Here is a 23,941-nt window from a genome sequence, read left to right as displayed (position 1 = left end):
CCCGGACGGGCACCGGCGGTCAGGCCCGCGCGAGGTACGTGGTGACGAAGGCGGCCACCGCGTCCGCGATCAGCTGTACGGCGATCGCCGCGAGGAGCAGACCGGCGATCCGGGTCAGCACCTCGATGCCCCCGGGTCGGAGCACCCTGACGATCCCGCCGGAGAAGCGCAGCGTGAGCCAGACGGCGGCCATCACCGCGACGATCGCCACCGCGATCGACACGAAGTCCGCCACCCCGTCGGCCTGCTGCACGAAGAGCATGGTCGCGACGATCGCGCCCGGACCGGCCAGCAGCGGCGTACCCAGTGGGACCAGTGCGATGTTCGACGTGGTCTGCCCGCCGGGCTGGTCGGCCTTGCCGGTGAGCAGTTCGAGCGCGACCAGCACCAGCAGCAGCCCGCCGGCGGCCTGCAACGCCGGCAGCTGCACGTGCAGGTAGTCCAGCAGGGTCTGGCCGGCCACCGCGAAGACCACGATCACCCCGAGGCCGAGCGCCACCGCCTGCCAGGCGGCCCGTACCCGCTCGTGGGCGGGCATCGTCCGGGTCAGGGCGAGGAAGATCGGCACCATCCCCGGGGGGTCGGTGATCACGAGCAGGGTCACGAAGACCTCGCCGAACAGCTTGGCGTCCACGCGGTCACCGTAGTATCGGCGACCCCCCTGACCAGGCGGGTCAGCCCACAGACGTGACCGGGACAACCCCGCTGGTGGCGCCCGCCACGATCCGCTCGTACGCCTCGACCGCCGTGGTGTGGGCGCCGAGCCGGACGGTCTTGTGCGTGCCGTGGAAGTCCGAGGAGCCGGTGACGAGCAGTCCCAGCTCCCCGGCGAGGGCCCGGACGTGTTCCCGCTCGGCCGCCGAGTGGTCCTCGTGGTCGGCCTCCAGACCGGCCAGACCCGCCGCGGCCAGCTCGACGATCAGCCGGTCCGGCACGATCCGGCCCCGGCGGCTGGCCCGGGGGTGCGCGAAGACCGGCACCCCACCCGCCTGGCGCAGCAGCCGGACCGCCCGAAAGACGTCGATGTCCTCCTTGGGGAGCCGGTACCGCTCCCCCAGCCACTCGGGCCGGAAGGCCTCCGTGGTGGTGCGCACCAGCCCGGCCCGGATCAGCGCCTGCGCGATGTGCGGGCGCCCCACCGTGCCGCCGGCCGCGCTGGTCCGGATCTCCGGCCAGCTCACGTCGACGCCGTCGGCGCGGAGCCTGGCGACGATGCGTTCGGCGCGCACCTCCCGGGACGCGCGGATCCGGCTCAGCTCGGCGACCAGCTCGGGGGACTCCGGGTCGAAGAGGTACCCGAGCAGGTGCAGCGGGATGGCCGGCTCCGTGCCGTACCACCGGCAGGAGAGCTCGGCGCCGCGCAGCAGGGTGAGCCCCGGTGGCAGGGCGCGGACCGCCTCGGACCAGCCGGCGGTGGTGTCGTGGTCGGTGATGGCCAGCACGTCGAGCCCGGCGGCGGAGGCGGCGCGTACCAGTTCGGCCGGCGTCAGGGTGCCGTCGCTGGCCGTCGAGTGGGTGTGCAGGTCGATCCGGGGCCCGTCGCCGGTACCCGGCACCCCGCCGCCCGGCGGCCCGGAATCAGCGTCAGTCACCGGCCCGACGCTACCGGCCGTCGGCGCCCGGCATCAGCCTGGGCACGAGGCCCCAGCTCTGCTCCACGCCCGCCGGCAGCGGCACGACCTGCCGGCTGCCGTCCGTACGGCAGCGCACCACGGCGCCGTCGTCGCCGGTGACCACCGTCCGGGCGTCCGCCCAGACGGGCGCCACCGGGGAGTCGACCGGACAGGAGACCGGGGGTACGGCGTCGCGCAGGCTGCCGTCCACGTCGACCAGCGCCACGTCCGTGGCCCGCCGCTCGGCCAGCCGTACGCCGTCCGGGGCGAGCCGGCCGTCCGACAGCCCGTCCTTGAGGCCCAGCCCGCAGGCGCCCCGGCGGAGGAGTTTCAGGCCCCCGTCGGTGACGCCGAGCGTCGCCAGGCATCGCCGCGCCCCGTCGCCGGTGTCCCGGACCAGCCCGGTCAGCGTGGCACCCCGCACCCCGTACACCGCGGTCACGTCGGTGTTCCAGTGCGGCCGGGGCGCCTCCCCGGTCAGCTCCACCACGCCGTAGCCGCGGGTCCCGCCGGAGATCACCACGTGTCCGGCGGCCAGCGCCACCGGCCAGGTGTCGGCGGGCACGGGTACGTCGCCGGTCACCGCCAGCCCGGTGGTACCGATCCGGGCGAGGTAGAGGGTGTCGCCGAGCTGGAACGCCAACCGCTCGCCGTCCGGGCTGAGCACCCAGCGGTCGTCCTGGCCGCTGAGCGAGACCGACGAGCCGTCGGTACGCAGGAACCGGACCCTGTCCGCGCCCGCGTACACCCAGCCGGTGGCGACCCGGTAGACCCGGGTGACCTCGCCGACCCCGGCGAGGCTCAGCCGCCGGCCGTCGGTGGTCCAGAGTTGGTCGGCCGCCCAGAGGTCGAGCCCGACGCCGGTGTCCGCGATGACCTTCGGCGGCTCCACCGATCGGCTCGGCTCGGGATCGGCGAGGTCGACGTCGACGGCGGCCACCGAGGATCCGCCCCGACCGGGTGGCCAGCCGTCCCCGATGGACGCCACACCGCCGATGGTGAGCACCAGCGCGGCCGCCACCGCGAGCGCGGAGAGGACGCCCTGCCGACGGCGTACGGACTGGCCGTGCCGGATCGCCGCGCCGGCCCGGTCTTCGGCGGTGGGCGGCGCCTCGACCCGGGCGGTGAACATCTCACGCAGGGAGTCCTCGAGCATGGTCATCGACATTCCGCTCCGACCGCCGGCACCGGCGGGCCGGGCACCGTCAGCGCGGTGGCCGGACGGCGGGCCGGCGACTGCGGGAGCCGGGGAGCCGGCGGCCGGGCCGCCGGGCGAGGCGCCGGTTCGGGCACGGCGCCGGTGACACCCCCGAGCGGTACGGGCACCGGCGCGTCCTCGCCCGGGGCGGTCGAGGCGGCCTCGGCGGCGAGTCGGCGGCGGAGGGTGCCCAGCGCCCGCGAGGTCTGGCTCTTGACCGTTCCCGGTGAGATGTTCAGCATCGCGGCCGTCTGCGCCTCGGTCAGGTCCTCGTAGAAGCGCAGTACGAGCACTGCCCGCTGCCGCACGGGCAGGGTCCGGACGTGTCGCCAGAGCCGGTCACGTTCGAGTTGCTCCTCGATCTGGTCCGGGGCGGCCCGCTCCGGAAGCACCTCGGTCGGCCGCTCGCCGTGCCAGCGCCGCCGCCACCAACTCGTCGCCGTGTTGATCAGCACCCGCCGGGCGTACGGCTCGACCGCCTCGATCTCGCCGAGCCGTTTCCAGGCGAGGTAGGTCTTGGTGAGGGCGGTCTGCAGCAGGTCCTCGGCGGTCGCCCAGTCCCCGGCCAGCAGGTACGCGGTGCGCAGCAGTGCGGCCGAGCGCGCCGCGACGAACTCGCGGAACTCGTCCTCGACCGAGTGCGTGGGCGCCACGGGCGTCGCCTCCAAGCTGCCGTACCAACCGACAGGCTGGCACGGCTGGCCCGTCGAGGTCGACGCCGGTTGGGTGCGATCTGCTCCGATTTTCGGTCAGAAAACCTCAGGCACCGTCGTCGGCCTTGGCCTCCTCGGCCTCCTTGCCCAGCCGCGCCTCGACCGCCTGCGGCTCGTACATCTCCTCGACGACACGCAGGTAGAGCTCGTTGGGGTTGGGGAGATACTTGATCTCCCGCAGCGCCTGCTCCTGGCCGGCCGATTCCAGCACGAAGGTGCCGTAGTTGAGCGTCCGGCCGAGCGGGGACTGCTCGTACTTCATGTCGGTGACCCGCAGCAGCGGCATCATCGCGACCTGGCGGGTGATGATCCCGTTGACCACCATGACCCGCTTGTTGGTCAGGATGAACCGGTCGAAATACCAGTCCGCCACCCGCCAGGCGACCCAGCCCATGATCGCGAGCCAGATCAGCACCGCGACCGTGGTGAGGCCACCGCCGGCCTGGACGGCCAGGAAGCCGGAGAGGTAGCCGAGCACGAAGGTGGCGAGGAGCCCGACCAGGACCGGGGTGGCCAGATAGATCTTGTGCCGCTTCCACTCCCCGCGGTAGCGCTCGGTGGGGAAGAGATAGCGCGCCACCAGCGGCGTCGGCTCGTCCTCGAGCGGGAGCACCCGGCGCGGCCCGAGCGGCATGCCGGAGGCGTCGACCCGAAGGCCGGCCAGCTCCTCCTCGGAGATCTCCGGCCCACCGTCCGGGTCCCGTACCCAGCCGCGGGTGCCGGCCCGGCGTTCCTCGCCCGCGTAGCCGATGTCGTCGGAGTAGGCGGGGCCGTCCGAATAGGAGGGGCCGTCGGAGTAGGCCGGACCGGATCCGAAGCCGGGACCCTCGTCGCGGATCGGCGGGATCGGCTCGGTGTCCCGGTCGCGCCGTCGACGCTCGGCGTCGTCCTCGGGAGGTTCGCCGGACGGATTGCCCATCGGCGGTTAAGCCACGAGGTTGGTGAAGAAGTCGCCGAAGCCCTGGGCGATGTCCATCACGCCGCCGCCCAGCGACTTGAAGACGTCCGCCGCGGAGGTGGGCCGGTAGGCGATGAAGAAAATCAGGAAGGCGATTCCGCCCCAGGTGAGGACCTTTTTAACCATGGCGGGCCATCCCTCCGTGCGGTGCCGGGCTACGAACCGCGACAAAACCCAGAGTATCAGTCGGCTGTCGAACGGTGAATAAAGCGCGCCCCGGATCCGTCCCTGCGAGGTCGGTCATCACACCTTCCCCTGCAGATAGGGCGACGGGGCACCGTACACAAGCTCGGGTGGTGTCCACTCGGTCAGGTCGTGCAGTACGACGTCTTCCGCGAAGAGGTAACCCGCGCTCGCCGGCCAGGCTATCGCATAGAGCCAGATACCCCGAGCTTCTCCGGCGTACGCGCTGCGGTCTGTCGGAGATCTGACTGACCACAGTGGAGTGGGGTGGCCGGCCGCGCGGACCTTGACGTGCGCGATCCGCTCGGCGTGTCCCGGCCCGGGCTCGGTCAGCGCCTCGGCGAGCTGCGGCCCGGGGTCGGGGCCGCGACTGCCCGAGAACCGGGTCCCCAACCCGACGCCGGGCTCCTCGGCGACGAAGATCAGATCGGCGGGTCCACCGCCGAGCGGGGCCGGCCCGCTACAGGCCACCACGCTCGCCCGGACCCCGGTGTGGTCGTCACCGGCCCAGCCGACACCGGTGATCGTCCAGGCCGACGGCAGCGGCCAGGGGCACCACAGGGGCACCGACGACGGCGTGTCGTCCTGCCGGTCCGCCGTGATCCGCTCGACGGTGCTGGCCATGATCTCCGGGCCGATGTGCTCGGCCACGTGCAGCGGCGGGACCGGCCCGCAGCCCAGGCAGCGCCAGGCGGTGTGCATCAGGCCGGGCTCCCGGACCACACCGCCGCACCGCGGACAACTCAGCGCGACACCCACGCAACTACAGTCCCCGCTCTACACCGGCGAAGTCAAGCGAACCGCCCTTTTTCGGTCTTTCTCCACGACGGGCCTCTTCGGGTACCGGCAGGGCGGGTTGTCGACGTACCGGGCCGAAGCCCTCAGTCCGGGTCGCCGGGGGGCGGACCGCCGTAGGTGCGGATCCAGGTGTGCATGGCGATGCCGCTGGCCACCCCGGCGTTGATCGAACGGGTCGAGCCGTACTGGGCGATCGAGTGGACCGCCGCGCAGGCCGCTCGGGCGGGTTCGGACAGGCCCGGACCCTCCTGCCCGAATAGCAGTACGCAGCGGCGGGGCAGCACCGCCGTCTCCAGCGGCCGCGAGCCGGGCAGGTTGTCGATGCCGATCACCGGCAGGTCGTCCGAGTCGGCCCAGGCCAGAAAGACCTCGATCGTCTCGTGGTGCCGGACGTGCTGGTACCGGTCGGTCACCATGGCGCCCCGGCGGTTCCACCGGCGCCGCCCGACCACGTGCACCTCGGCGGCGAGGAAGGCGTTGGCGTTGCGGACCACCGTGCCGATGTTGAAGTCGTGCTGCCAGTTCTCGATCGCCACGTGGAAGTCGTGCCGCCGCCGGTCCAGGTCCGCGACGACCGCCTCCCGGCGCCAGTAGCGGTACCGGTCGACCACGTTGCGCCGGTCGCCCTGCGCCAGCAGCTCCGGGTCGTACCGCGGGTCGCTCGGCGGGTCGCCCGGCCACGGGCCGACGCCCACCTCGACCTCGACCTCGCCACCCTCCACGCGCCGAGGGTACGGCCCGCGGTCAGCCCGCCGGGCGCAGGCCCAGCGCCTCGCCGAGCCGGTCCAGGAAGCGCCGCTGTTCCGGGTCGACGGGGTCGCCGAAGGGGCGCGGCCGGCCGTCGGGACCGGCGGCCCGGCAGACCCGCGCGGCCACCGACTGCACCCACTGCCGGTACGCGGCCGAGTCCGCCGGATCGGCGCAGCGGGTCAGTGCGCGGACCGCCGAACCACAGGCGGCGAGCAGATCGGCCTGGCCGGCGTCGGCGTGCTCGGCCCGGGTGGGCGCGGACCGCCCGTCGTCGGATTCCGCGTAGATCGCGGCCACCACCGCGCGGACCAGCTCGCTGTCGAAGGCGCGGCCGGCGGCGATGCCGTCCAGGCCGGCGAGCCCCTCGGTGACGGCCCGCACCGGGTTGTCCGGACCCGCGGTGGTCGCCGCCACGATGACGCGGCCGGGCAACCGGGTGAGCAGCCGCCACTCGGCGGCGGAGTAGCCGGCGGTGGTCGCCGGCCCGGCGCCGGGCACGGCCTCGGGCAGGTCTGGAGATCCGGTCTGGCTCATGGCGGCCTCCCGGGCCAGCATATGTGGCTACGGCGGGATATGCGGCGACCGCGCCGGAATGTGGCGAGGGCGGGATTTGTCCCTGCCGGCGGCCGGCGTGGGCCTCCTGAGGGACGTCCTCAGCACGTCCACGGATGCGGCACGTCCACGGATGCTGTACCGCGAGACGAGCGGGGGCGGATGGCCGGGCGGCGGTCAGCGGAATGTGCGCCAGCGGACCGGGCCGGGAAGTGCGCTTCGGGGCGGGAAAACCGACCCCGGACGCAATGAGCGGCGGGGCCCTCCCCGGCACCCGCCGCCCACGCTCTGATGGGGAAGATTCTGCCCGATCAAACCCATCGGGCAGAAGGGGGCAGCGAGAGATCGGGGTCACAGTTACCCCTTTGTTATGTTACCGAACGTGAGAATCCGTACGCGCCCAGCCATCCGATTCGTCACCTGTTTCCGCTTGCCAGGTGCCACCTGGGCGGATCACACCCGGATCGGCCAGCGGAAGCACTGGAAACGCTCCCATAACTGGCCGTGACCGCCGGCTGTCACACTTGTTTCGGCTTCGACGGCTTGGCGCCAGGGACTCCGGTCGATACCGGCAACGGCGTGACGCCGCCCACGATGGCCGTTTCGACCCGACCGGACAGGGAATTCCTGTGGCGTCCGACTGGTTCTCCCAGACGTAACCGCCAATCGGTGATCGGAGTGATCAATGGCGACTGTTGAGCTGACCACGGCCAACTTCGACGAGGTGACCGAGCAGTCGGGCATCGTGCTGGTGGACTTCTGGGCGGACTGGTGCGGCCCCTGTAAGCGGTTCGCCCCGGTCTACGAGCGCTCCTCGGAGAAGCACCCCGAGATCGTCTTCGGGAAGGTCGACACCGAGGCGCAGCAGGAGATCGCCGCGAAGTTCGACATCCGGTCCATCCCCACGATCATGGCCGTCCGGGACGGCGTGATCGTCTTCGCCCAGCCCGGCGCCCTCCCCGAGTCGGCGCTCGAGTCGCTGATCGAGCAGGTCGAGGGGTTGGACATGGACGACGTACGCAAGCAGCTCGCCAGCCACCAGCACTGAGCCGGCTGTTCGGCTTCCGGCCGGATCCCCGCCACGGGGGTCCGGCCGAGTCGTCTGCGCCCACGGGGCGCGAGCCCCTCCCGGCCGGTTCGGGTCGCCGACGCCCGCAGGGGTACGCGCGGGCACGCACCACCGCGTAGGGTCACCTCCCGATGGACGCGTTGACGAGCCGAGGTCGGGCGCTGCGGGTAGGCATCACGCTCATCGCGGGTGCACTGCTGCTCACCGGCACCCTCCGGGGCAGTGACGACCACTTCCCGTTCGGGCCGTTCCGGATGTACGCCGGGTCCAACCCGCCCGACGACCCCGCCCCGGACACCCGGGTCGAAGGGGTCGACGCCACCGGTGCGGTGATCGGCCTCGACGAGACGCGCACCGGCATCCGCCGCGCCGAGATCGAGGGCCAGCAGGCCCGCTACGTCGCCGAGCCGACGCTGCTGCGCCAGGTGGCCGACGCGTACGCCGAGCGGCAACCGGCGGCTCCGGCGCTGGTCGAGGTCCGCATCGTGGTCCGCTGGCACGGCGTCCGGGACGGCCGGCCGACCGGAACCTCGACCGACGAGACGGTGGTCCGGTGGCGGGCGTCGTGACGGCGGCGGCGCGCGGCGCAACGATGCTGAGCCGCTGGCTGACCGAGCCGGTGCCCCGGGCCCGGGTCGCCGCCTTCCGTACCCTGGTCTATCTCTTCGTCGCCGCGGACCTGGTGGTGTTCACGCCCTGGGTGCGGGACAAGGCGAGCGTTTCCGGCGAGCTCTACCAGCCGCTCTTCGTCGGCCGGCTGCTGCCGCTGCCCACCCCGACCCCGCTGCTGGTCACGATCCTCTTCTGGGCGCTGCTCGCGCTCGCGCTGGCCGCCGCGACCGGCCGGGCGCCACGGGTCCTGGGCTGGACGGTCTTCCTGCTCTACTTCGAGTGGATGATCGTCGCGATGAGCTACGGCAAGGTGGACCACGACCGGTTCGCCTTCCTGGTGGCCCTCGCGGTGCTGCCCACCGCCGGCCGGGCCCGGCACGCCGACCGCGATCGGACCGAGGCCGGGGGCTGGGCGCTGCGGGTCACCCAGATCGCCGTGGTCTGCACCTACTTCCTGGCCGCCTGGGCCAAGCTCCGCTTCGGTGGGCTCGACTGGATGACCGGCTCCGTGCTGGCCCGGGCGATCATCCGGCGCGGCACCGAACTGGCCGACGTGATCGCGCAGGTGCCGTACCTGCTGATCGCCGCGCAGATCGGCATCGTGGCGTTCGAGCTGCTCAGCCCGCTCGTCTTCGCCGTACCGCCGCGCTGGCGGCAGGCGGTGGTCGCCTTCTTCTACTCGTTCCACCTGGTGACCGTCGCGACCATCACGATCTCGTTCGCCCCGCACCTGGTGGCGATGACCAGCTTCCTGTCGCTGGAGCGGGTGCGCCCGCTGTGGCGGCTCCGCCGGCTGCTCCACCGCCCCGGCGGCGCCGACCGGCCACCGGAGGAGCCGGACGCACCGGAGGTGGCGGCGCCGCAGGACGCGCCGCCGGTTCAGCCGTCCGCGACGGTGCCGTAGAGCCGGTCCCGGGTCGCCTGCGGCAGCGAGCAGGCGGCGGTGCCGCCGGGCATCCGGTGTCGGTTGCGGGCCACCCAGCGGTACGCCGGCCAGGCCAGCGCCCGCACCGGGGGCAGTCGCAGCCCCGCGCCGAGCAGCCGCCAGCCCGGCCGGCTCGCGCCGAGCAGCCGGGCGATCGCGTCCGGGCCGGCCCCGCGTACGCCGTCGGTGCCGACCCACTGGACGGCCTCCTCGCACTCCGCCTCGGTCAGCCCGAGCGCGTCGAGGTCGGCGAACTGCCACGGCACCACCCGGGCACCGGTCGGGATCCGGCGGCCGATGAAGTCGGCGCACATGGTGCAGAAGGCACAGTCGCCGTCGTACACGAAGGTGGGCTGGTCCATGGCTCCATCCTCCCCCGGGCGGAGCGGCCCGGCTAATCCACGTGGCCGAGATAACCGGCGAGCGTGCGGTCCAGGATCTCGGCGCCGGGGCGGGCCCAGAGACCGGCGTGGAACACCTCCACCTCGATCGGGCCGGAGTAGCCGGCCGCCTCGACCGCGTCCCGGAAGCGGCGCAGCTCGACACAGCCCTCGCCGGGCAGCCCGCGCCCCAGCAGCACACCCTCGGGCAGCGGCGTGATCCAGTCCGCGACCTGGAAGCAGGCGATCCGGTCCTCCCGTCCGGCCCGGGCGATCTGCGCCCACACCTGGTCGTCCCACCAGACGTGGTACGTGTCCACCACGACGCCGACCGCGTCGGTCGGATGCGGCGCGGCCAGGTCCAACGCCTGCCCGAGGCTGGCGACCACGCACCGGTCGGAGCAGAACATCGGGTGCAGCGGCTCGATCGCCAGCCGCACCCCGGCGGCGCGGGCGTACGGCACCAGCTCACCGATCGCGTCGCCGATGTGGGCGCGGGCACCGTCGACATCCCGGCTCCCCTCGGGGAGGCCACCGGAGACCAGCACCAGCACCGGCGCGCCCAGGGTGGCCGCCTCGTCGATGGCGCGACGGTTCTCGTCGTACCAGTCGGGGGTGTTGAAGAAACCACCGCGGCACAGCGAGGTGACCGCGAGCCCGGCGTCGCGCATCAACGCCGCGGTCTTGTCCAGGCCATGGGCGGCGGTCTCCTCCCGCCACAGGCCGACCTGGCTGACCCCGGCCGCGACGCACCCGGCGACCAGGTCGGGGATCGGCCAGTACTTCGCGGTGGCCTGGTTGAAGGAGAACCGGGCCGGCACCGTCATGCCCCGCCCTCCAGGTCCGGGATCTCGATCCGGCGGCCGTCCCGGGCGGAGGCCAGACCCAGCTCGGCGAGTTGGACGCCGCGCGCGCCGGCCCAGAGGTTCCAGCTGTACGGCTCGTCGGTGACCACGTGCCGCAGGAACAGCTCCCACTGCGCCTTGAAGCCGTTGTCGAACTCGTCGTTGTCCGGCACGACCTGCCACTGTGACCGGAAGTCCTCGGTCGCCGGCAGGTCCGGGTTCCAGACCGGCTTCGGGGTGGTGGCGCGGTGCTGGATCCGGCAGTTGCGCAGCCCGGCGACGGCGCTGCCCTCGGTGCCGTCCACCTGGAACTCGACCAACTCGTCCCGGTAGACCCGGACCGACCAGGAGGAGTTGATCTGCGCGACGATCCGGGCGTCCTGCCCCGGCCGCTCGATCTCGAAGATCCCGTACGCGGCGTCGTCGGCGGTCGCGTCGTAGCGCTCGCCCGCCTCGTCCCACCGCTGCGGGACGTGTGTGGTCACGTGTGCGGTCACCGCGGCCACCCGGCCGAAGATCTGCTCCAGCACGTAGTGCCAGTGCGGGAACATGTCGACGGTGATGCCACCCCCGTCGGCCGCGCGGTAGTTCCAGGACGGTCGCTGGGCCGCCTGCCAGTCGCCCTCGAAGACCCAGTAGCCGAACTCGCCCCGCACCGACAGGATGCGGCCGAAGAAGCCGCCCCTGACCAGGCGGTCGAGCTTGCGCAGGCCGGGCAGGAAGAGCTTGTCCTGCACCACGCCGTGCTTGATGCCGGCCGCGTCGGCGAGCCGGGCCAGCTCGACCGCGCCGTTCAGGTCCTCGGCGGTGGGCTTCTCGGTGTAGATGTGCTTGCCCGCCTCGATCGCCAGCTTCAGCGCCTTCTCCCGCTGGGCGGTGACCTGGGAGTCGAAGTAGATCTGCACGTCCGGGCGGGCCAGCGCCGAGGGCAGGTCGGTGGTCCACTCGGTCAGGCCGTGCCGGTCGGCGATCTCCCGCAACTTGGCCTCGCTGCGCCCGACGAGCACCGGCTCCGGCCAGAGGCGCCGGCCGTCGGCCAGCGGGAGCCCGCCCTGCTCGCGGATCGCCAGCAGCGACCGGACCAGGTGCTGCCGGTAACCCATCCGGCCGGTCACGCCGTTGAGCACGATGCCGATCGTGGTGCGGGCCATTGCGTCGCCTCCTCGGGCTGCCCGAGCTAGCGGGCGGGTGGGGTGTCCAGCCTGGTGAATGGCCGTACCAGTCTGGTAAGCGCTTTCCCGGCTACGCTACCGACTCGGTTCCGATTCCGGCAAGCCCGGCCGACCGGCCCCCGACCGCCGGTCCGGCACCGGTCTCCGCGCCGCCGCTCGGGCCACCCGGCCGGGCGACCGCGCCGCGCTATCCTCACCTGCAGCCGGCTACCGGGCGGCCGGGGAAGGACTGGACGATGGCCACTCTGGCGGATGTCGCACGGCGGGCGGGCGTGTCACCGGCGACCGCCTCCCGGATCATCAACGGCAGCCCCAAACCCGTCACCGAGGCACTGCGCGAGCGGGTGCTGGCCGCCGTCGAGGAACTGCAGTACGTACCCAACGCGCACGCCCAGCAGTTGGCCCGGAACCACCGCAGCGCCGTCGGCGTCGTCGTGCACGACGTCTCCGACCCGTACTTCTCCGAGATCACCCGAGGGTTGCAACGGGTCGCCACCGAGCACGGCCGGCTCGTCATCATCTGCAACACCTACCGGGACCCGGACAAGGAGCTGGAGTACGTCGAGCTGCTCCGCGCCCAGCAGGCCGCCGCCATCATCCTGGCCGGCTCGGGCTACCACGACGAGGAGTTCACCCGCACGCTGGACGCCAAGCTCCGGGTCTACCAGGCCACCGGCGGGCACGTCGCGGTGATCGGCCGGCACGAGCACACCGGCCACGCCGTCATCCCGGCCAACGAGACCGGCGGACACCTCGCCGGCACCGAGCTGTTCCGGCTCGGCCACACCCAGCTCGGCGTGGTCGCCGGACCGAGACACCTCACGACCACCAGCGACCGGCTCGCCGGGCTGCGCCGGGCCGCCCGCGAACACGGTCAGCGACTGACCTCCCGGCAGGTGGCGTACGCCGACTTCGACCGGTCCGGCGGGGTGGCCGGCACCGCCGCCCTGCTCGACGCGCACCCGCAGCTCACCGCGATCGCCGCGCTGAACGACCAGATGGCGATCGGCGCCCTCGCCCTGCTGCGCGAGCGCGGCATCGACGTACCCGGACAGATCAGCCTGGTCGGCTTCGACGACATGCCGATCGCCCGGGACGTCACCCCGGCGCTCACCACGATCCGGCTGCCGCTGGCCGACATGGGCGCCCGGGCCATGACGCTGGCCCTGCAACCGCCCGACCCGCTGAACACCCCGCAGGTCGAGCACGTCGCCGCCGAGCTGGTCCGGCGGCAGAGCAGCGGCCCGCCCCCGGCCTGATGGCCGGGCGGTACGGGTCATCGCCCACTGCCGGCGTGGCGGAGTTGCGCCCGCCCTCGTACGCATGTTCGAATAACCCCCATGCGCTGGGCGAACCTGTCGTCGGCTCCCCCCGGCAACGGGACCCCGGAGGGGGCAGCGCCAGCGGCTCCACCCCTGCCGCTGGCGCTGCCCGACGCCGTCGTACGCACCTTCGACACCCCCGGTTTCGCCGGCATGACCTTCTACGAGGTGCAGGCCAAGTCGATCATCAACCGGGTTCCCGGAGCGTCCCGGGTGCCGTTCGAGTGGACCATCAACCCCTACCGGGGGTGCAGTCACGCCTGCTCCTACTGCCTGGCCGGCGACACCGCCGTGCTCCTCGCCGACGGGCGTACCCGACCGCTGGCCGAGCTGCGCATCGGTGACGAGATCTACGGCACCGCCGAGCAGGGCAACCACCGTCGCCACGTCCGCACCCGGGTGCTGGCGCACTGGTCGACCGTGAAGCCGGCGTACCGGCTGGTGCTGGCGGACGGCACCGAGCTGACCGCGAGCGGCGACCACCGGTTCCTGACCCCCCGGGGCTGGAAGCACGTCACCGCCGCCCCGCCCGGCGAGCCGCCCCGCCCCTACCTCACCTCGGCCGACAGCCTGGTCGGCACCGGCCGCCCCGGCGACGCCCGGATCGACGGCGGGGGCGGCGGGATCGACGGCACCGTCCTGGCGAGCCGGGACGCGCTGCGGGTGCGGGCCATCGAGCCGCTCGGGCGGACGGAGACGCTCTACGACATCACCACCGGCACGGGCGACTTCATCGCCAACGGGGTGGTCAGCCACAACTGCTTCGCCCGGAACACGCACACCTACCTCGACCTGGACGCGGGTCGGGACTTCGACAGCAAGGTGATCGTCAAGGTCAACGCCGGCGAGCTGGTCCGCCGGGAGCTGTCCGCGCCGAAGTGGCGGGGCGAGCACATCGCGATGGGCACCAACGTGGACTGCTACCAGCGCGCCGAGGGCCGCTACCAGCTCATGCCGCCGATCCTGACCGCGCTGCGGGACTTCGCCAATCCGTTCTCGATCCTGACCAAGGGCACGCTGATCCTGCGCGACCTGCCGCTGCTCCGGCAGGCGGCCGAGGTGACCCGGGTCAGCCTCTCCATGTCGGTCGGCTTCGTCGACGAGGCGATGTGGCGCTCCGTCGAGTCGGGCACGCCGAGCCCTCGACGGCGGTTGGACGCGGTCCGCGAGCTGACCGACGCCGGCTTCGCCGTCGGCGTGCTGATGGCGCCGATCCTGCCCGGGCTGACCGACACCGACGAGTCGATCGAGGCGACCGTGGCCGCGATCGCGGCGGCCGGCGCGGTGAGCGTCACCCCGCTGCCGCTGCACCTGCGCCCCGGCGCCCGGGAGTGGTACGCGACCTGGCTGAAGCGCGAGTTTCCCGAGCTGGTCCCCCGCTACCGGGCGCTGTTCCGGGGCGGGGCCTACCTGCCCCAGGCGTACCAGCGGGAGGTGACGGCCCGGGTCCGGATCGCGGCCCGCCGGCACGGGCTGGTCCGCGCCGAGCCCGGCGAGACCCGACAGGTCCCGCCGGACGAGTCCGGCCCACCGCCGGCCGAACAGCTCACCCTGCTCTGAACGGCCACAGGGCGGATCATCGCCCGCCCAGACCCGCCGCACGGAGCTACAGTCACGGGGTGCGCAACGCTCAACAGATCCTGGCCGACTCCGCGGTGATCGCGGTGGTCGGCGCCTCCCGTGACCCGCACAAGGCGGCCCACACCGTGCCGTTGCAGATGCAGCGGCACGGCTGGCGGATCATCCCGGTCAACCCGCTGGCCGACGAGCTCTTCGGAGAGCGGGTCTACCGTTCGCTGGCCGAGATTTCCGAGCCGGTCGACCTGGTCGACGTGTTCCGGCCCGCCGAGGACGCCGTCCAGGTCGTCCGCGAGGCGGTGGCCATCGGGGCTCCGGCGGTCTGGCTCCAGCTCGGCATCGTCTCGGCCGAGGCGCGGCGGATCGCCCTGGAGGCGGGCATCGACTACATCGAGGACCGTTGCCTGGCGGTCGAACGGGCCGTCGCCGGGATCTCCCGCCGCGGCTGACCTCCGCCGGCCCGCCAGTTCGGCCTACTGGGCGCGCCCCGCGCCGGCTCTGACCTGCCCGGGGTCGCTGTCACCGCGAAGCTGGCCGGTGTGCACATCCGCTGTGCGGAGGTGCACCGGACGGTAGCGTTCCGGACAAGGAGGGCAATAAGCATGAGTTACCCACCGCCCGGCGAACCCCGGGACCAGCCGGAGCAGCAGCCACCGTACGGCGAGCGGCCGGCCGACCCCGGCCCGCCGCCGGGCCAGTACGGCCAGCCGCCCTCGTACGGCGAGCCGAGCCCGTACGGCCAGCCGCCCCCGTACGGCGAGCCGGGCCAGTACGGCCAGCCGCCTCAGTACGGCCAACCGGGCCAGTACGGGCAGCCGCCCCGGTACGGCCAGTCGGGCGGCACGAACGTGCTGGCCATCCTGTCGCTGGTCTTCGCGTTCGTCTTCGCGCCGGCCGGCATCGTGCTGGGGCACCTGGCCCGGCGGCAGATCAGCCAGACCGGCGAGCAGGGCGGACAGCTCGCCACCTGGGGGCTGATTCTCAGCTACATCTTCACCGCGCTCTACCTGATCGGGTGCTGTGGCTGGCTCGCCCTGGTTGGCTGGGCCGGCTCGGACGGCGGTGGCGGGTCCTTCTGACCCGTACCGAGGCGTCCGGGCGGCGCCGCGCGGACCGCCCGGGCCCGCGCGACCCGCATACCCCCTACCGGAACTCGGCCTCCCGCACGCTGTTGCCCCCGTCCACCACGAGCATCTGGCCGGTGATGTACGACGCCGCCGGCGAGCAGAGGAAGGCGATCGCCGCCGCCACCTCGTCCGGGGTGCCGGGACGGCCGACCGGCGTACCGAGGCCCTGCTTGAGTTCCGCCATCGTGGACGCGGCGGTGTAGATCGTCCCCGGTGCCACCGCGTTGACGGTCACCCCGTCCGCGATCGCCTCCATCGCGAGCGCCCGGGTCAACCCGACGACCCCGGCCTTCGCCGCCGCGTACGCCGCCTCGGTCGGCAGCGCGTTGACCGGGCCGGCGGTGGCGGAGAGGTTGACGATCCGCCCCCAGCCCCGCTCCGTCATCCCGCCGATGAAGGCACGGCTGCACAGGAACGCCGTGCTGAGGTTCCGTTCGATCTCCCGGTGCCACTCGTCGTAGCTGAGCTGGACCACCGGCCGGAGCACCTCCGGGCTGGCCCGGCTCGCCAACCCGGCGTTGTTGACCAGCACCTCCACCTCACCGAGCTGCTCGGCGACGGCATCCGCGAGCGCGCCCACCTCGGCCTCGTCGGTCAGGTCCGCGACGAAACCCGTCGCGCCCAGCTCGGTGGCCCGCTCGTGGATCCGGCGGGTCGTCGAGACGATCGCCACCCGGGCGCCGAGGGCGCAGAGGCGGCGGGCGGTGGCGTAGCCGATCCCGTCGGCGCTGCCCGCGCCGGTGACCAGGGCCACCCGGCCGTCGAGGCGCATCGTCACCGGCTCGACGTCGTCGTCGGGTTGGTGGGTCGGCTCGATGCTCTGCGTGACGGTGCTCTGCGAGCCGGTGCGGGGCCGGCGGGCCAGCGTGGGGCGCGTGGCGTCCCGGCGAGGCCGATTACCGGATCTGTCCCCGGCGCGCGCGTCGAATACCATGCCCGCGATCCTGCCCGGTCGCGACGATGCGGGCAACGGCGCAGCGCCGTGCGCGCCACCACGTCGTGCCGCCGGCCCGCCCCGAACCGCTCCACCAGCGCGGCACCGCCCGTTCCGTCGACCCGGGGCGGAACCGGCGCGGGGTGGTGCGGCCGTACCCGGACGGGGCGGACCACCGGGCTGGCGACCGCCGACTACCCTGGCGACGCATCCCGGCATGGACGGAGTGAGAGACCCCCGATGAGTGATCCTCAGCAGCCCGGCAGCACCAGCGACCAGTCCTGGCAAGCGCCGTCACCGGCCCCGCAGCCGGGGAGCTATCCGGATCAGCCCCCGCCCGCCTATCCGGACCCGACCTACCCGACCTACCCGACCCCCACTCCGGACCCGACCTACCAGCTCCCGGCCCAGGAGCAGGGCTACCAGTACCCGGTGCCCGCCCAGGGTCAGCAGCCCGGGTACCCGCCGCCCGGATACCCGATGTTCGGTGCCGCGCAGCCGACGAACGGGCTGGCGATCGCGTCCATGGTGGTCTCCATCGTCGGCATGCTCGGCCTCTGCGCGTACGGCATCGGTGGTCTGCTCGGCATCGTCGGCGCGATCCTCGGGCACGTCTCCCGCAAGCAGATCCGTGAACGGGGCGAGAACGGCGAGGGCATGGCCACCGCCGGCATCATCGTCGGCTGGATCGCCGGTGCCATCGCGGTGCTCGCCATCATCGCGATCGTCGTCATCATCATCGTGGCCGCCATGAACAGCGACAACCCGTCCAGTCTCGACAGTGGCTACTGAGCCCGTCCGGCCGACAGGAGACATGGTGGACCAGACCAGTACGGGCGACCCGGCCGAGCCCGGCGCGGCCCCGGCCGGCGCGCAGAGCGGTGGCGGGGAGCCCGCCGCCCTGTCCGGTGGCGGGGAGCCGACCGCCGGCCCGGCCGGCAACCCCGGATACCCGGGCTACCCCGGATACCCGGCCTACCAGATCCGCCGCCCCACCAACAGCACGGCGATCGCCGCGCTGGTCACCAGCCTGGTCGCCCTGTTGGGCTGTCAACTGGTCGGGGTCGTCGCGATCTACCTCGCCAACCGCGCCCGGACGGAGATCCGGGCGAGCGGCGAGGAGGGCGACGGCCTCGCCACGGCCGGCCTGATCATCGGATGGATCGCGGTCGGCCTGGGCGTACTGACCCTGCTGGTGCTCCTCGCCTACGTCGGCTTCATCGGCGCGATGCTCGCCGGCGCGGCCAGCGCCAACTGACCCGACGCGCCTCGGCACAGGCCGCTACTCCGGGGCAGGGGTGAAGGACCTCGTCCGCCGCAGGCCGGCGGCGCGTCCCTTGGCGGCGATCACCAGCGCCATCTTGCGGGACGCCTCGTCGATCATCTCGTCGCCGAGCATCACCGCACCGCGCCGGCCGCCGGCGTCCGAGGTGTGGTGGGCGTACGCGTCGAGGATCAGCTCGGCGTGGTCGTAGTCGTCCTGCCGGGGCGAGTAGACCTCGTTGGCCGCCTCGATCTGGCCCGGGTGCAGCACCCACTTGCCGTCGAAGCCGAGCGCGGCCGAGCGCCCGGCCGACTCCCGGAAACCGTCGACGTCCCGGATCTGCAGGTACGGCCCGTCGATGGCCTGCCGGTCGTGGGTGCGCGCGGCCATCAGGATCCGCATCAGGATGTAGTGGTACGGGTCCCCCGGATACTGCGGCACCAGCCCGCCGACCACCAGCGACCGCATGTTGATCGACGCCATGAAGTCCGCCGGACCGAAGACGAGGGTCTCCAGCCTCGGCGACGCGGCCGCGATCGCGTCCACGTTGACCAACCCGGCGGCGTTCTCGATCTGCGCCTCGATGCCGATCCGGCCGACAGGCAGGCCGAGGCTCCGCTCCAACTGGGTGAGCGTCAGGTCCAGCCACTCGACGTGGCTGGCGTTCTGCACCTTCGGCAGCATCACGCAGTCCAGGTGGGAACCCGCCCCCTCGACCACCTCGATCACGTCCCGGTACGTCCACGGCGAGGTGACGTCGTTGACCCGTACCGCCCGGGTCTTGCCCTGCCAGTCGCCCTCGTTGAGCGCGGCGACGACGTTCTTCCGGGCGTCCGGCTTCGCACCCGGGGCGACGGCGTCCTCCAGGTCGAGGAAGACCATGTCCGCCGGCAGGCCCTGCGCCTTGCCGAGCATCTTCGGGCTGGACCCGGGTACGGCCAGACAGGAGCGGCGGGCACGGCCAACCGTGGTCATCGTCAGTGCTCCTTCCACGGTCCGGCGGAGGACCCGGCCGGACGGGACGACGGTGCTGTCGCCCACGTTAGGCCGGCCGGCCCCGGGGAACGGCGGCGGGCTCCACGCCCGACGTGCCGCGTCGCCGTACCGCGCGGACGACGAGCCAACCGGCGACCGCGACCGCCACCGTCAGCAGTGCCCACCACCATTCCGGCCACGGCCCCCGTTCGGGTCCGCCCACCTCGGTGACCCGCAGGTCCGGGAGCAGTTCGCCGGCGAGCTGCATCCGGTCCACCCGCGCCACCTGCCCCAACCCCTCCGGAACCCGGGCGACGACCCGGGACGCCGTACCGTCGACCGGCTGCCGCACGATCTGGTAGTCCCCGTCGTCTGTCCCGATCAGCATCGTCCGGTCGGCGGCCCAGCCCAGCAGCTCGATCGGATGCGCCGGCGCCGGCGTCCAGGACCCGGCGGCGGATCCAGGACGCGCAGCGGGACACGACGGCCCGCCGGGGGTACGGCACCGGCTCCCGCACCTCATCCACAACCGGAGGCCTTCACCTACCTACGACATCAGATCGTGTCGTCACACAACTCGACCAACCTCCCTGGGCAGTACACCTAGCCGGCGGGACCGGCCTCGGGTGGCATCGGCGCGGCGGCCGGCGGCCCGGCCCCGGTGGCCCGGTCACCGGCCGGGCCGCCTCGCCCGCCGCCGCTGCGACCGGGGTCGGCGGCGTCACCGGGACCCCCGCCCTGCCGGCGGGTCCGCCAGCCCCGGGCCTCGCCGCGCAGCACGATCGCGACACCGGCCAGCAGCAGGGCCAGGCCGGGAAGGGCCGCCACCGGGGGCGCCTGGCCGAGCCACGCCCACGCGATCAGCGCCGCGCCGGGCGCTTCGAGCAGGAAGAGCACGCTGATCGTGGTGGCGGAGATCCGGTGCAGCGCGTAGTTGAACATCGAGTGGCCGAGCAGTTGGGCGCCGGCCACCAGCCCCAGTACCGCCAGCCAGGTGCCGGTGTCGAACCCGGTCAACCGGACCCCGCCGACCAGGCAGACGGCGAGCAGCACCAGCGCGCAGACCCCGTAGCAGATGGTGGTGTAGGTGACCGTGCTGATCGTCGTGCGGGCCCGCTCGCCGAGAGCGGTGTAGACCGCGCCCGCCACGCCGCCGGCGAGCGCCAGGAGGTCGCCGAGCACCGCCCGGCCGGAGACCCCGAAGTCGGCCCCGACCGCCCAGATCGCGCCGGTGACGGCCACCCCGATGCCGACCCAGCCGAGGACCGGAAGCGTTCGGCCCTGGCCGAGGGCGATCAGCGCCTGCCAGACCGGTTGGGTGACCACCAGCGCGGTGGCGGTGGCCACGGAGGTGAGCTGCGCGCTCGGCATCCAGGTGCCGAAGTGCACCGCGAGGGCCAGGCCGGCGAGGACGCAGTACGTCCCCTGCCGCCGGCCGGCGCCCCGGGTCAGGGCCCGGAGTTCGGCGCGCCGACGCAGCAGCGAGAAGGGCCCGAGCAGGCCGACCGCGATGAGGTTGCGCCAGAAGGCGATGGCCAGCGCCGGCGCGGTGGCGAAGGCGATCAGCGGCGCGGAGGACGACACGGCCGCGATCGCGAGGACGACCGCGCCGGTGGTCACCGGGTCCACACCCGCCAACCCCGAGCCGCCCGGACCGGACCCGCCTGTGCCGGACCTGCCTGTGCCGGACCTGCCTGTGCCGGACCCGGCTGGACCGGACGCGGTTGTGCCCGACCCGGCTGGGCCGGAGCCGGCTGCCGGCGGGACAGCCGGGCCGGACACGGCTCGGCCGGCAGCGGCTCGGCCGGCAGCGGACACGGAAGAATTCTCACATGTCACTCGGGGCCACCATCATATTGACGATTCGTTACGCTCACCCGGTCCTGCCCCTGTCGCACCTGCCTGTGGAGGCTGTTTCACCGTGCCCCGGTACCGGGCGGTGCTGTTCGACTTCTTCGGCACCCTCACCTGCGCCGTACGGCGGGGCCAGCAGCACCGGGCGGTCGCCGACCTGCTCGGCTGCGCGCCGGAAACCCTCACCGACGTCCTCAACGAGTCCTTCTACCTCCGGGCCAGCGGCGCGCTCGGCGATGCCACCGCAACCCTGCGCTGGGTCTGTGACCGGGCCGGGGGTCAGCCCTCCGCCGCCGGGCTCCGCGCCGCGGTCCGGGCGCGGGTCGAGGCGGTACGGGCGGACACCCGACTGCGCCCGGAGGCCGTGACCGTGCTCCGGGCGCTGCGCCGGCGCGGTGCGCGTACCGGACTGGTCAGTGACTGCACCCACGAGCTGCCCGCCTTCCTGCCGAGCCTGCCGATCGCGCCGCTGCTCGACGTACGGGTCTTCTCGGTGCAGGTCGGCTGCTGCAAGCCCGATCCGGCGATCTACCTGGCGGCGTGCCGCCGACTCCGGGTCGCCCCGGAAGACTGCCTGTACGTCGGCGACGGCGGAAGCCAGGAGCTTTCCGGCGCGACCCGGGCCGGCATGACGGCGGTCCGGCTGGCCGCCGCCGACCTGGGTGAGCACCTCGTCTTCAACGACGACACCGGCTGGACCGGCCCCGCCCTCACCTCCCTGACCCAACTCCCCGACCTCTTCGACGCCCCCACCCCCCACCCCCAAGATCGCGGTGATCAGGGAGTCTTTTCGGCGTGTCGCCGGCGCGCCGCGATACCCACCCCCTGATCACGCCGATCTTGGGGCGGGGCGGGGCAGCGCGGCGGCGCGGCGGCGCGGCGGCGGGGCGCGGCGGCGGGGCGGTCTGTCTACCGTGGCAGCCGGGGGTGGGGCAGGATGCGGGGTGTGAGTGGCGAGCGCGGTGTTCCACCGCTGGTGGAAGAGGCGATGAAGAAGGCCGCCGTGGCGTGGGTCGGGGTCGCCGACCGACCCGCGGTCGCGCTCTGGTGCGTACCCCTGGACGGCGGGCTGTACGTCGTCAGCGGTCCGGGCGAGCAGTCCGCACCCGGGCTCGCCGACGCCGACACCGCCACGGTGACGCTTCGCGGCGACCACGGCGGGCAGATCGTCACCTGGCCGGCCGAGGTGAGCCGGGTGACCCCGGGCAGCGAGCAGTGGACGGCGGCCGCGCCGCAGGTGGGGACGAAGCGGCTCAACGCGTCCGGCGGCCTCGGCGAACTGGTCGAGCGGTGGGCGGCGGAGTGTGCGCTGAACCTGCTGAGGCCCGCCGACGCGCCGGTGCTCGCCGGGGAGTCGCTTCCCGCCGACTCGCTGGCGGCCCCGCCCCGGCCCACCGGCGCCGTCCGGCAGACCCGCCGGCCGTTCCGGCTGCATCGGGTACGCCGCCGCTGACCTGCCGCAGGCGACCGACGCCGGTACCGGCCGAGAAGCCGATCCTGCCGGCCAGCCCCGCCACGGCCGGCCAACCCGGCCCCGGCCGCCCAGCCCAGCCCGGCCTGGCGCGCGCATGATCACCGTGATCAAGGGGTTGGCAGGGCGACACGCCGTAGGACACGCGGAAGCACTCCCTGATCACGGGGATCTTGGGGGTGGGGTGGGTGGGAGGGTGGGCGAGGGCGGGGAGGCGGGAAAGGTCGGGCGCCTAGGCTGGGCATCGTGACCACGCCGACCCGGGTTTACCTCGCGCGACTCGCCGGCCTCGCCGTATTCGACCCCAACGGTGACCTCGTTGGCCGGGTACGGGACGCCGTGGCCCGGATGCGGGGCGGAAACCGGCCACCCCAGGTCGTCGGGCTGGTGGCCGAGCTGGCCATGCGGCGCCGGATCTTCCTGCCCATCAACCGGATCACCTCGATCGACGCCGAGGCGGTCGTGCTCGGCACCGGCACACTCAACCTGCGCCGGTTCGAGAAACGCCCGAACGAGCTGCTGGTCCTGGAGGACCTGCTCGACCGCCGGGTGCAGATCGAGCCGATCGGCCGCCCCGGCAGCGTGGTCGACGTGGCGATGGAGTCGAGTCGTACCGGCGAGTGGACGTTGACCCGGGTCGCCGTACGGGAGCAGACCGGCCGGCTCACCCGGCGGGGCCAGCTGCACCAGCTCGACTGGGACAAGGCGAGCGGGCTGCTCGGCCTGCCCGAGACCCGGGGCACCGCCAACCTGCTCGCCGTGATGGAGAACATGCGTCCGGCCGACCTCGCCAACGCCCTCCAGGAGCTGCCGGACAAGCGGCGCAACGAGGTCGCCGCCGCCCTGGACGACGAACGCCTCGCGGACGTGCTCGGCGAGCTGCCCGAACGGGACCAGGTGGAGATCCTCGCCGCGCTGGAGCGGGAGCGGGCCGCCGACGTACTGGAGGAGATGGATCCGGACGACGCCGCCGACCTGCTCAGCGAGCTCTCCCAGGGGGAGCGGGACGTGCTGCTCGACCTGATGGAGCCGGACGAGGCCGACCCGGTACGGCAGCTGCTGCACTACAAGCCGGGTACGGCGGGCAGCGTGATGACCTCGGAGCCGGTGATCCTGCCGCCGGACGCGACCGTCGCCGAGGCGCTGGCCCGGATCCGCGAGGAACAGCTCTCGCCCGCCATCGCCGCGCAGGTCTTCGTCACCCGCGCCCCGCTGGCCACCCCCACCGGCCGGTACCTCGGCATGGTGCACTTCCAGCGGCTGCTCCGGGAGCCGCCGGCCGAGCTGCTGGGCGGTGTGGTCATGAACGACATCGACCCGTTGCGCCCGATCACCGCGCTGCCGGAGATCACCCGGCGGATGGCCACCTACGACCTGGTCGCGATGCCGGTGGTGGACGCGAACAACCGGCTCGTCGGGGCGGTCACCGTCGACGACGTACTCGACCACTCGCTGCCGCGCGACTGGCGGGACCGGGACCTGGCGGCCCGCAACGTGACGGCGGGCGGCGAGGGATCGTCGACCAACGGCCTTCTCCAGGCCGGTGACGGCCGCCGCAGCGGGACCGCCGAGAGCGACGCGGCGCCGGCGGCCGAGCCCGAACCGGGGCGGCCCTCCGCCGGCGGGCGGGGGCCGGGCGACGGGACGA

At 73.4% G+C, this 23,941-nt stretch carries 27 protein-coding genes and 1 pseudogene; 12 read left to right on the top strand and 16 right to left on the bottom strand.

All coding sequences use genetic code 11. The features are described from left to right. Window positions 1-19: 19 nt before the first annotated feature. The 9 genes from ACQEUR_RS09875 to ACQEUR_RS09835 all read right to left on the bottom strand — a co-directional run bounded on the left by ACQEUR_RS09875 (window position 20) and on the right by ACQEUR_RS09835 (window position 6,747). A complete protein-coding gene (locus ACQEUR_RS09875; RefSeq protein ID WP_433028612.1) occupies window positions 20-634 on the bottom strand; it encodes a MarC family protein in 615 nt (204 codons plus the stop codon). Window positions 635-674: 40 nt separating this feature from the next. Beyond that, entirely contained in the window at window positions 675-1,556 is an 882-nt protein-coding gene (locus ACQEUR_RS09870; protein ID WP_433029001.1) for a PHP domain-containing protein, read from the bottom strand. A gap of 46 nt (window positions 1,557-1,602) precedes the next feature. Continuing rightward, window positions 1,603-2,775, bottom strand: coding sequence for a hypothetical protein (locus ACQEUR_RS09865; RefSeq protein ID WP_433028610.1), 1,173 nt, complete (start codon window positions 2,773-2,775; stop codon window positions 1,603-1,605). Beyond that, window positions 2,772-3,464, bottom strand: a complete 693-nt coding sequence (locus ACQEUR_RS09860) for a SigE family RNA polymerase sigma factor (protein ID WP_433028608.1) — start codon at window positions 3,462-3,464, stop codon at window positions 2,772-2,774. The genes ACQEUR_RS09865 and ACQEUR_RS09860 overlap by 4 nt, the downstream gene beginning before the upstream one ends. Window positions 3,465-3,570: 106 nt before the next feature. Next, complete coding sequence (locus ACQEUR_RS09855; RefSeq protein WP_433028606.1) at window positions 3,571-4,443, bottom strand: PH domain-containing protein; 873 nt, start codon at window positions 4,441-4,443, stop codon at window positions 3,571-3,573. Window positions 4,444-4,449: 6 nt separating this feature from the next. Further along, window positions 4,450-4,608, bottom strand: a complete 159-nt coding sequence (locus tag ACQEUR_RS09850; RefSeq protein WP_433028604.1) for a hypothetical protein — start codon at window positions 4,606-4,608, stop codon at window positions 4,450-4,452. A gap of 117 nt (window positions 4,609-4,725) precedes the next feature. Continuing rightward, complete coding sequence (locus ACQEUR_RS09845) at window positions 4,726-5,424, bottom strand: DUF6758 family protein (protein WP_433028602.1); 699 nt, start codon at window positions 5,422-5,424, stop codon at window positions 4,726-4,728. A gap of 122 nt (window positions 5,425-5,546) precedes the next feature. Beyond that, entirely contained in the window at window positions 5,547-6,185 is a 639-nt protein-coding gene (locus ACQEUR_RS09840) for a TrmH family RNA methyltransferase (protein ID WP_433028600.1), read from the bottom strand. A gap of 22 nt (window positions 6,186-6,207) precedes the next feature. Continuing rightward, window positions 6,208-6,747 carry a hypothetical protein gene (locus tag ACQEUR_RS09835; RefSeq protein ID WP_433028598.1) on the bottom strand — a complete coding sequence of 180 codons (540 nt, stop codon included), beginning with the start codon at window positions 6,745-6,747 and terminating at the stop codon, window positions 6,208-6,210. A 703-nt stretch (window positions 6,748-7,450) separates the two neighbouring features. On the opposite strand from ACQEUR_RS09835, the gene trxA reads away from it, so the two are divergent. The 3 genes from trxA to ACQEUR_RS09820 all read left to right on the top strand — a co-directional run bounded on the left by trxA (window position 7,451) and on the right by ACQEUR_RS09820 (window position 9,350). After that, window positions 7,451-7,813, top strand: a complete 363-nt coding sequence (trxA, locus tag ACQEUR_RS09830; protein WP_433028596.1) for a thioredoxin — start codon at window positions 7,451-7,453, stop codon at window positions 7,811-7,813. A 152-nt stretch (window positions 7,814-7,965) separates the two neighbouring features. Then, window positions 7,966-8,403 (top strand): hypothetical protein, encoded by a 438-nt coding sequence (locus tag ACQEUR_RS09825; protein ID WP_433028594.1) that lies wholly within the window; start codon window positions 7,966-7,968, stop codon window positions 8,401-8,403. A 23-nt stretch (window positions 8,404-8,426) separates the two neighbouring features. Beyond that, window positions 8,427-9,350, top strand: coding sequence for an MFS transporter permease (locus tag ACQEUR_RS09820; protein ID WP_433028999.1), 924 nt, complete (start codon window positions 8,427-8,429; stop codon window positions 9,348-9,350). Here ACQEUR_RS09820 and ACQEUR_RS09815 read toward each other — a convergent pair. Genes ACQEUR_RS09815 through ACQEUR_RS09805 form a run of 3 tightly spaced genes read right to left on the bottom strand, consistent with a single transcriptional unit; the run spans window position 9,326 to window position 11,747 of the window. Continuing rightward, complete coding sequence (locus ACQEUR_RS09815) at window positions 9,326-9,733, bottom strand: thiol-disulfide oxidoreductase DCC family protein (RefSeq protein ID WP_433028592.1); 408 nt, start codon at window positions 9,731-9,733, stop codon at window positions 9,326-9,328. The two genes, ACQEUR_RS09820 and ACQEUR_RS09815, sit on opposite strands and share 25 nt — an antisense overlap. Before the next feature lie 32 nt (window positions 9,734-9,765). After that, complete coding sequence (locus tag ACQEUR_RS09810; RefSeq protein ID WP_433028590.1) at window positions 9,766-10,578, bottom strand: sugar phosphate isomerase/epimerase family protein; 813 nt, start codon at window positions 10,576-10,578, stop codon at window positions 9,766-9,768. After that, entirely contained in the window at window positions 10,575-11,747 is a 1,173-nt protein-coding gene (locus ACQEUR_RS09805) for a Gfo/Idh/MocA family protein (RefSeq protein ID WP_433028588.1), read from the bottom strand. The genes ACQEUR_RS09810 and ACQEUR_RS09805 overlap by 4 nt, the downstream gene beginning before the upstream one ends. Before the next feature lie 257 nt (window positions 11,748-12,004). Here ACQEUR_RS09805 and ACQEUR_RS09800 point away from each other — a divergent pair, with 257 nt between their 5' ends. The 4 genes from ACQEUR_RS09800 to ACQEUR_RS09785 all read left to right on the top strand — a co-directional run bounded on the left by ACQEUR_RS09800 (window position 12,005) and on the right by ACQEUR_RS09785 (window position 15,747). Next, window positions 12,005-13,027, top strand: coding sequence for a LacI family DNA-binding transcriptional regulator (locus ACQEUR_RS09800; RefSeq protein WP_433028586.1), 1,023 nt, complete (start codon window positions 12,005-12,007; stop codon window positions 13,025-13,027). An 81-nt stretch (window positions 13,028-13,108) separates the two neighbouring features. Beyond that, window positions 13,109-14,650 carry an Rv2578c family radical SAM protein gene (locus ACQEUR_RS09795; protein WP_433028584.1) on the top strand — a complete coding sequence of 514 codons (1,542 nt, stop codon included), beginning with the start codon at window positions 13,109-13,111 and terminating at the stop codon, window positions 14,648-14,650. 59 nt (window positions 14,651-14,709) lie between these two features. Next, window positions 14,710-15,117 (top strand): CoA-binding protein, encoded by a 408-nt coding sequence (locus tag ACQEUR_RS09790; RefSeq protein WP_433028582.1) that lies wholly within the window; start codon window positions 14,710-14,712, stop codon window positions 15,115-15,117. A gap of 153 nt (window positions 15,118-15,270) precedes the next feature. Next, window positions 15,271-15,747 (top strand): DUF4190 domain-containing protein, encoded by a 477-nt coding sequence (locus ACQEUR_RS09785; protein WP_433028580.1) that lies wholly within the window; start codon window positions 15,271-15,273, stop codon window positions 15,745-15,747. Window positions 15,748-15,811: 64 nt separating this feature from the next. On the opposite strand, the gene ACQEUR_RS09780 is transcribed toward ACQEUR_RS09785, so the two are convergent. Continuing rightward, window positions 15,812-16,660: an SDR family NAD(P)-dependent oxidoreductase gene (locus ACQEUR_RS09780; protein WP_433028997.1), complete on the bottom strand. Its 849-nt coding sequence runs from the start codon at window positions 16,658-16,660 to the stop codon at window positions 15,812-15,814. Between the two features lie 309 nt (window positions 16,661-16,969). Between ACQEUR_RS09780 and ACQEUR_RS09775 the strand changes: the two genes are divergently transcribed. Together ACQEUR_RS09775 and ACQEUR_RS09770 are read left to right on the top strand one after the other, a co-directional pair. Continuing rightward, window positions 16,970-17,521, top strand: a complete 552-nt coding sequence (locus tag ACQEUR_RS09775) for a DUF4190 domain-containing protein (protein ID WP_433028578.1) — start codon at window positions 16,970-16,972, stop codon at window positions 17,519-17,521. 25 nt (window positions 17,522-17,546) lie between these two features. Continuing rightward, on the top strand, window positions 17,547-17,987 hold the full coding sequence (locus tag ACQEUR_RS09770) for a DUF4190 domain-containing protein (RefSeq protein ID WP_433028576.1): 441 nt from the start codon (window positions 17,547-17,549) through the stop codon (window positions 17,985-17,987). 24 nt (window positions 17,988-18,011) lie between these two features. Here the strand turns inward: ACQEUR_RS09770 and ACQEUR_RS09765 are convergent, their stop codons facing one another. The 3 genes from ACQEUR_RS09765 to ACQEUR_RS09755 form a co-directional block, all read right to left on the bottom strand. Continuing rightward, window positions 18,012-18,968 carry an HpcH/HpaI aldolase/citrate lyase family protein gene (locus ACQEUR_RS09765; RefSeq protein WP_433028574.1) on the bottom strand — a complete coding sequence of 319 codons (957 nt, stop codon included), beginning with the start codon at window positions 18,966-18,968 and terminating at the stop codon, window positions 18,012-18,014. 67 nt (window positions 18,969-19,035) lie between these two features. Continuing rightward, a complete protein-coding gene (locus ACQEUR_RS09760) occupies window positions 19,036-19,356 on the bottom strand; it encodes a hypothetical protein (protein ID WP_433028572.1) in 321 nt (106 codons plus the stop codon). Window positions 19,357-19,571: 215 nt separating this feature from the next. Beyond that, window positions 19,572-20,597: a DMT family transporter gene (locus ACQEUR_RS09755; RefSeq protein WP_433028570.1), complete on the bottom strand. Its 1,026-nt coding sequence runs from the start codon at window positions 20,595-20,597 to the stop codon at window positions 19,572-19,574. A gap of 292 nt (window positions 20,598-20,889) precedes the next feature. On the opposite strand from ACQEUR_RS09755, the gene ACQEUR_RS09750 reads away from it, so the two are divergent. From ACQEUR_RS09750 to ACQEUR_RS09740, 3 genes and pseudogenes are all read left to right on the top strand, one after another. Further along, the gene (locus tag ACQEUR_RS09750; protein ID WP_433028568.1) at window positions 20,890-21,651 is read left to right on the top strand and encodes an HAD family hydrolase; all 762 of its coding nucleotides are present in this window, start codon (window positions 20,890-20,892) and stop codon (window positions 21,649-21,651) included. 108 nt (window positions 21,652-21,759) lie between these two features. Continuing rightward, entirely contained in the window at window positions 21,760-22,275 is a 516-nt protein-coding gene (locus tag ACQEUR_RS09745) for a hypothetical protein (RefSeq protein WP_433028566.1), read from the top strand. Between the two features lie 264 nt (window positions 22,276-22,539). Then, window positions 22,540-23,772 (top strand): annotated as a pseudogene (locus ACQEUR_RS09740) (magnesium transporter MgtE N-terminal domain-containing protein); the annotation flags it as partial. Window positions 23,773-23,941: the final 169 nt, after the last annotated feature.

Origin of the sequence: Plantactinospora sp. CA-290183, assembly GCF_050936375.1 — a bacterium.
In the GTDB taxonomy this organism is placed as follows: Bacteria; Actinomycetota; Actinomycetes; order Mycobacteriales; family Micromonosporaceae; genus Plantactinospora.
This window is presented reverse-complemented; position numbering and strand designations above follow the sequence as displayed.

Bases quoted from the DNA above. Each gene is read 5' to 3' on its own strand.
- ACQEUR_RS09865 (WP_433028610.1), bottom strand. From the start codon at position 2,775: ATGACCATGCTCGAGGACTCCCTGCGTGAGATGTTCACCGCCCGGGTC.
- ACQEUR_RS09855 (WP_433028606.1), bottom strand. From the start codon at position 4,443: ATGGGCAATCCGTCCGGCGAACCTCCCGAGGACGACGCCGAGCGTCGA.
- ACQEUR_RS09850 (WP_433028604.1), bottom strand. From the start codon at position 4,608: ATGGTTAAAAAGGTCCTCACCTGGGGCGGAATCGCCTTCCTGATTTTC.
- ACQEUR_RS09835 (WP_433028598.1), bottom strand. From the start codon at position 6,747: ATGAGCCAGACCGGATCTCCAGACCTGCCCGAGGCCGTGCCCGGCGCC.
- trxA (WP_433028596.1), top strand. From the start codon at position 7,451: ATGGCGACTGTTGAGCTGACCACGGCCAACTTCGACGAGGTGACCGAG.
- ACQEUR_RS09825 (WP_433028594.1), top strand. From the start codon at position 7,966: ATGGACGCGTTGACGAGCCGAGGTCGGGCGCTGCGGGTAGGCATCACG.
- ACQEUR_RS09820 (WP_433028999.1), top strand. From the start codon at position 8,427: ATGCTGAGCCGCTGGCTGACCGAGCCGGTGCCCCGGGCCCGGGTCGCC.
- ACQEUR_RS09815 (WP_433028592.1), bottom strand. From the start codon at position 9,733: ATGGACCAGCCCACCTTCGTGTACGACGGCGACTGTGCCTTCTGCACC.
- ACQEUR_RS09810 (WP_433028590.1), bottom strand. From the start codon at position 10,578: ATGACGGTGCCGGCCCGGTTCTCCTTCAACCAGGCCACCGCGAAGTAC.
- ACQEUR_RS09805 (WP_433028588.1), bottom strand. From the start codon at position 11,747: ATGGCCCGCACCACGATCGGCATCGTGCTCAACGGCGTGACCGGCCGG.
- ACQEUR_RS09800 (WP_433028586.1), top strand. From the start codon at position 12,005: ATGGCCACTCTGGCGGATGTCGCACGGCGGGCGGGCGTGTCACCGGCG.
- ACQEUR_RS09795 (WP_433028584.1), top strand. From the start codon at position 13,109: ATGCGCTGGGCGAACCTGTCGTCGGCTCCCCCCGGCAACGGGACCCCG.
- ACQEUR_RS09785 (WP_433028580.1), top strand. From the start codon at position 15,271: ATGAGTTACCCACCGCCCGGCGAACCCCGGGACCAGCCGGAGCAGCAG.
- ACQEUR_RS09775 (WP_433028578.1), top strand. From the start codon at position 16,970: ATGAGTGATCCTCAGCAGCCCGGCAGCACCAGCGACCAGTCCTGGCAA.
- ACQEUR_RS09765 (WP_433028574.1), bottom strand. From the start codon at position 18,968: ATGACCACGGTTGGCCGTGCCCGCCGCTCCTGTCTGGCCGTACCCGGG.
- ACQEUR_RS09760 (WP_433028572.1), bottom strand. From the start codon at position 19,356: ATGCTGATCGGGACAGACGACGGGGACTACCAGATCGTGCGGCAGCCG.
- ACQEUR_RS09745 (WP_433028566.1), top strand. From the start codon at position 21,760: ATGCGGGGTGTGAGTGGCGAGCGCGGTGTTCCACCGCTGGTGGAAGAG.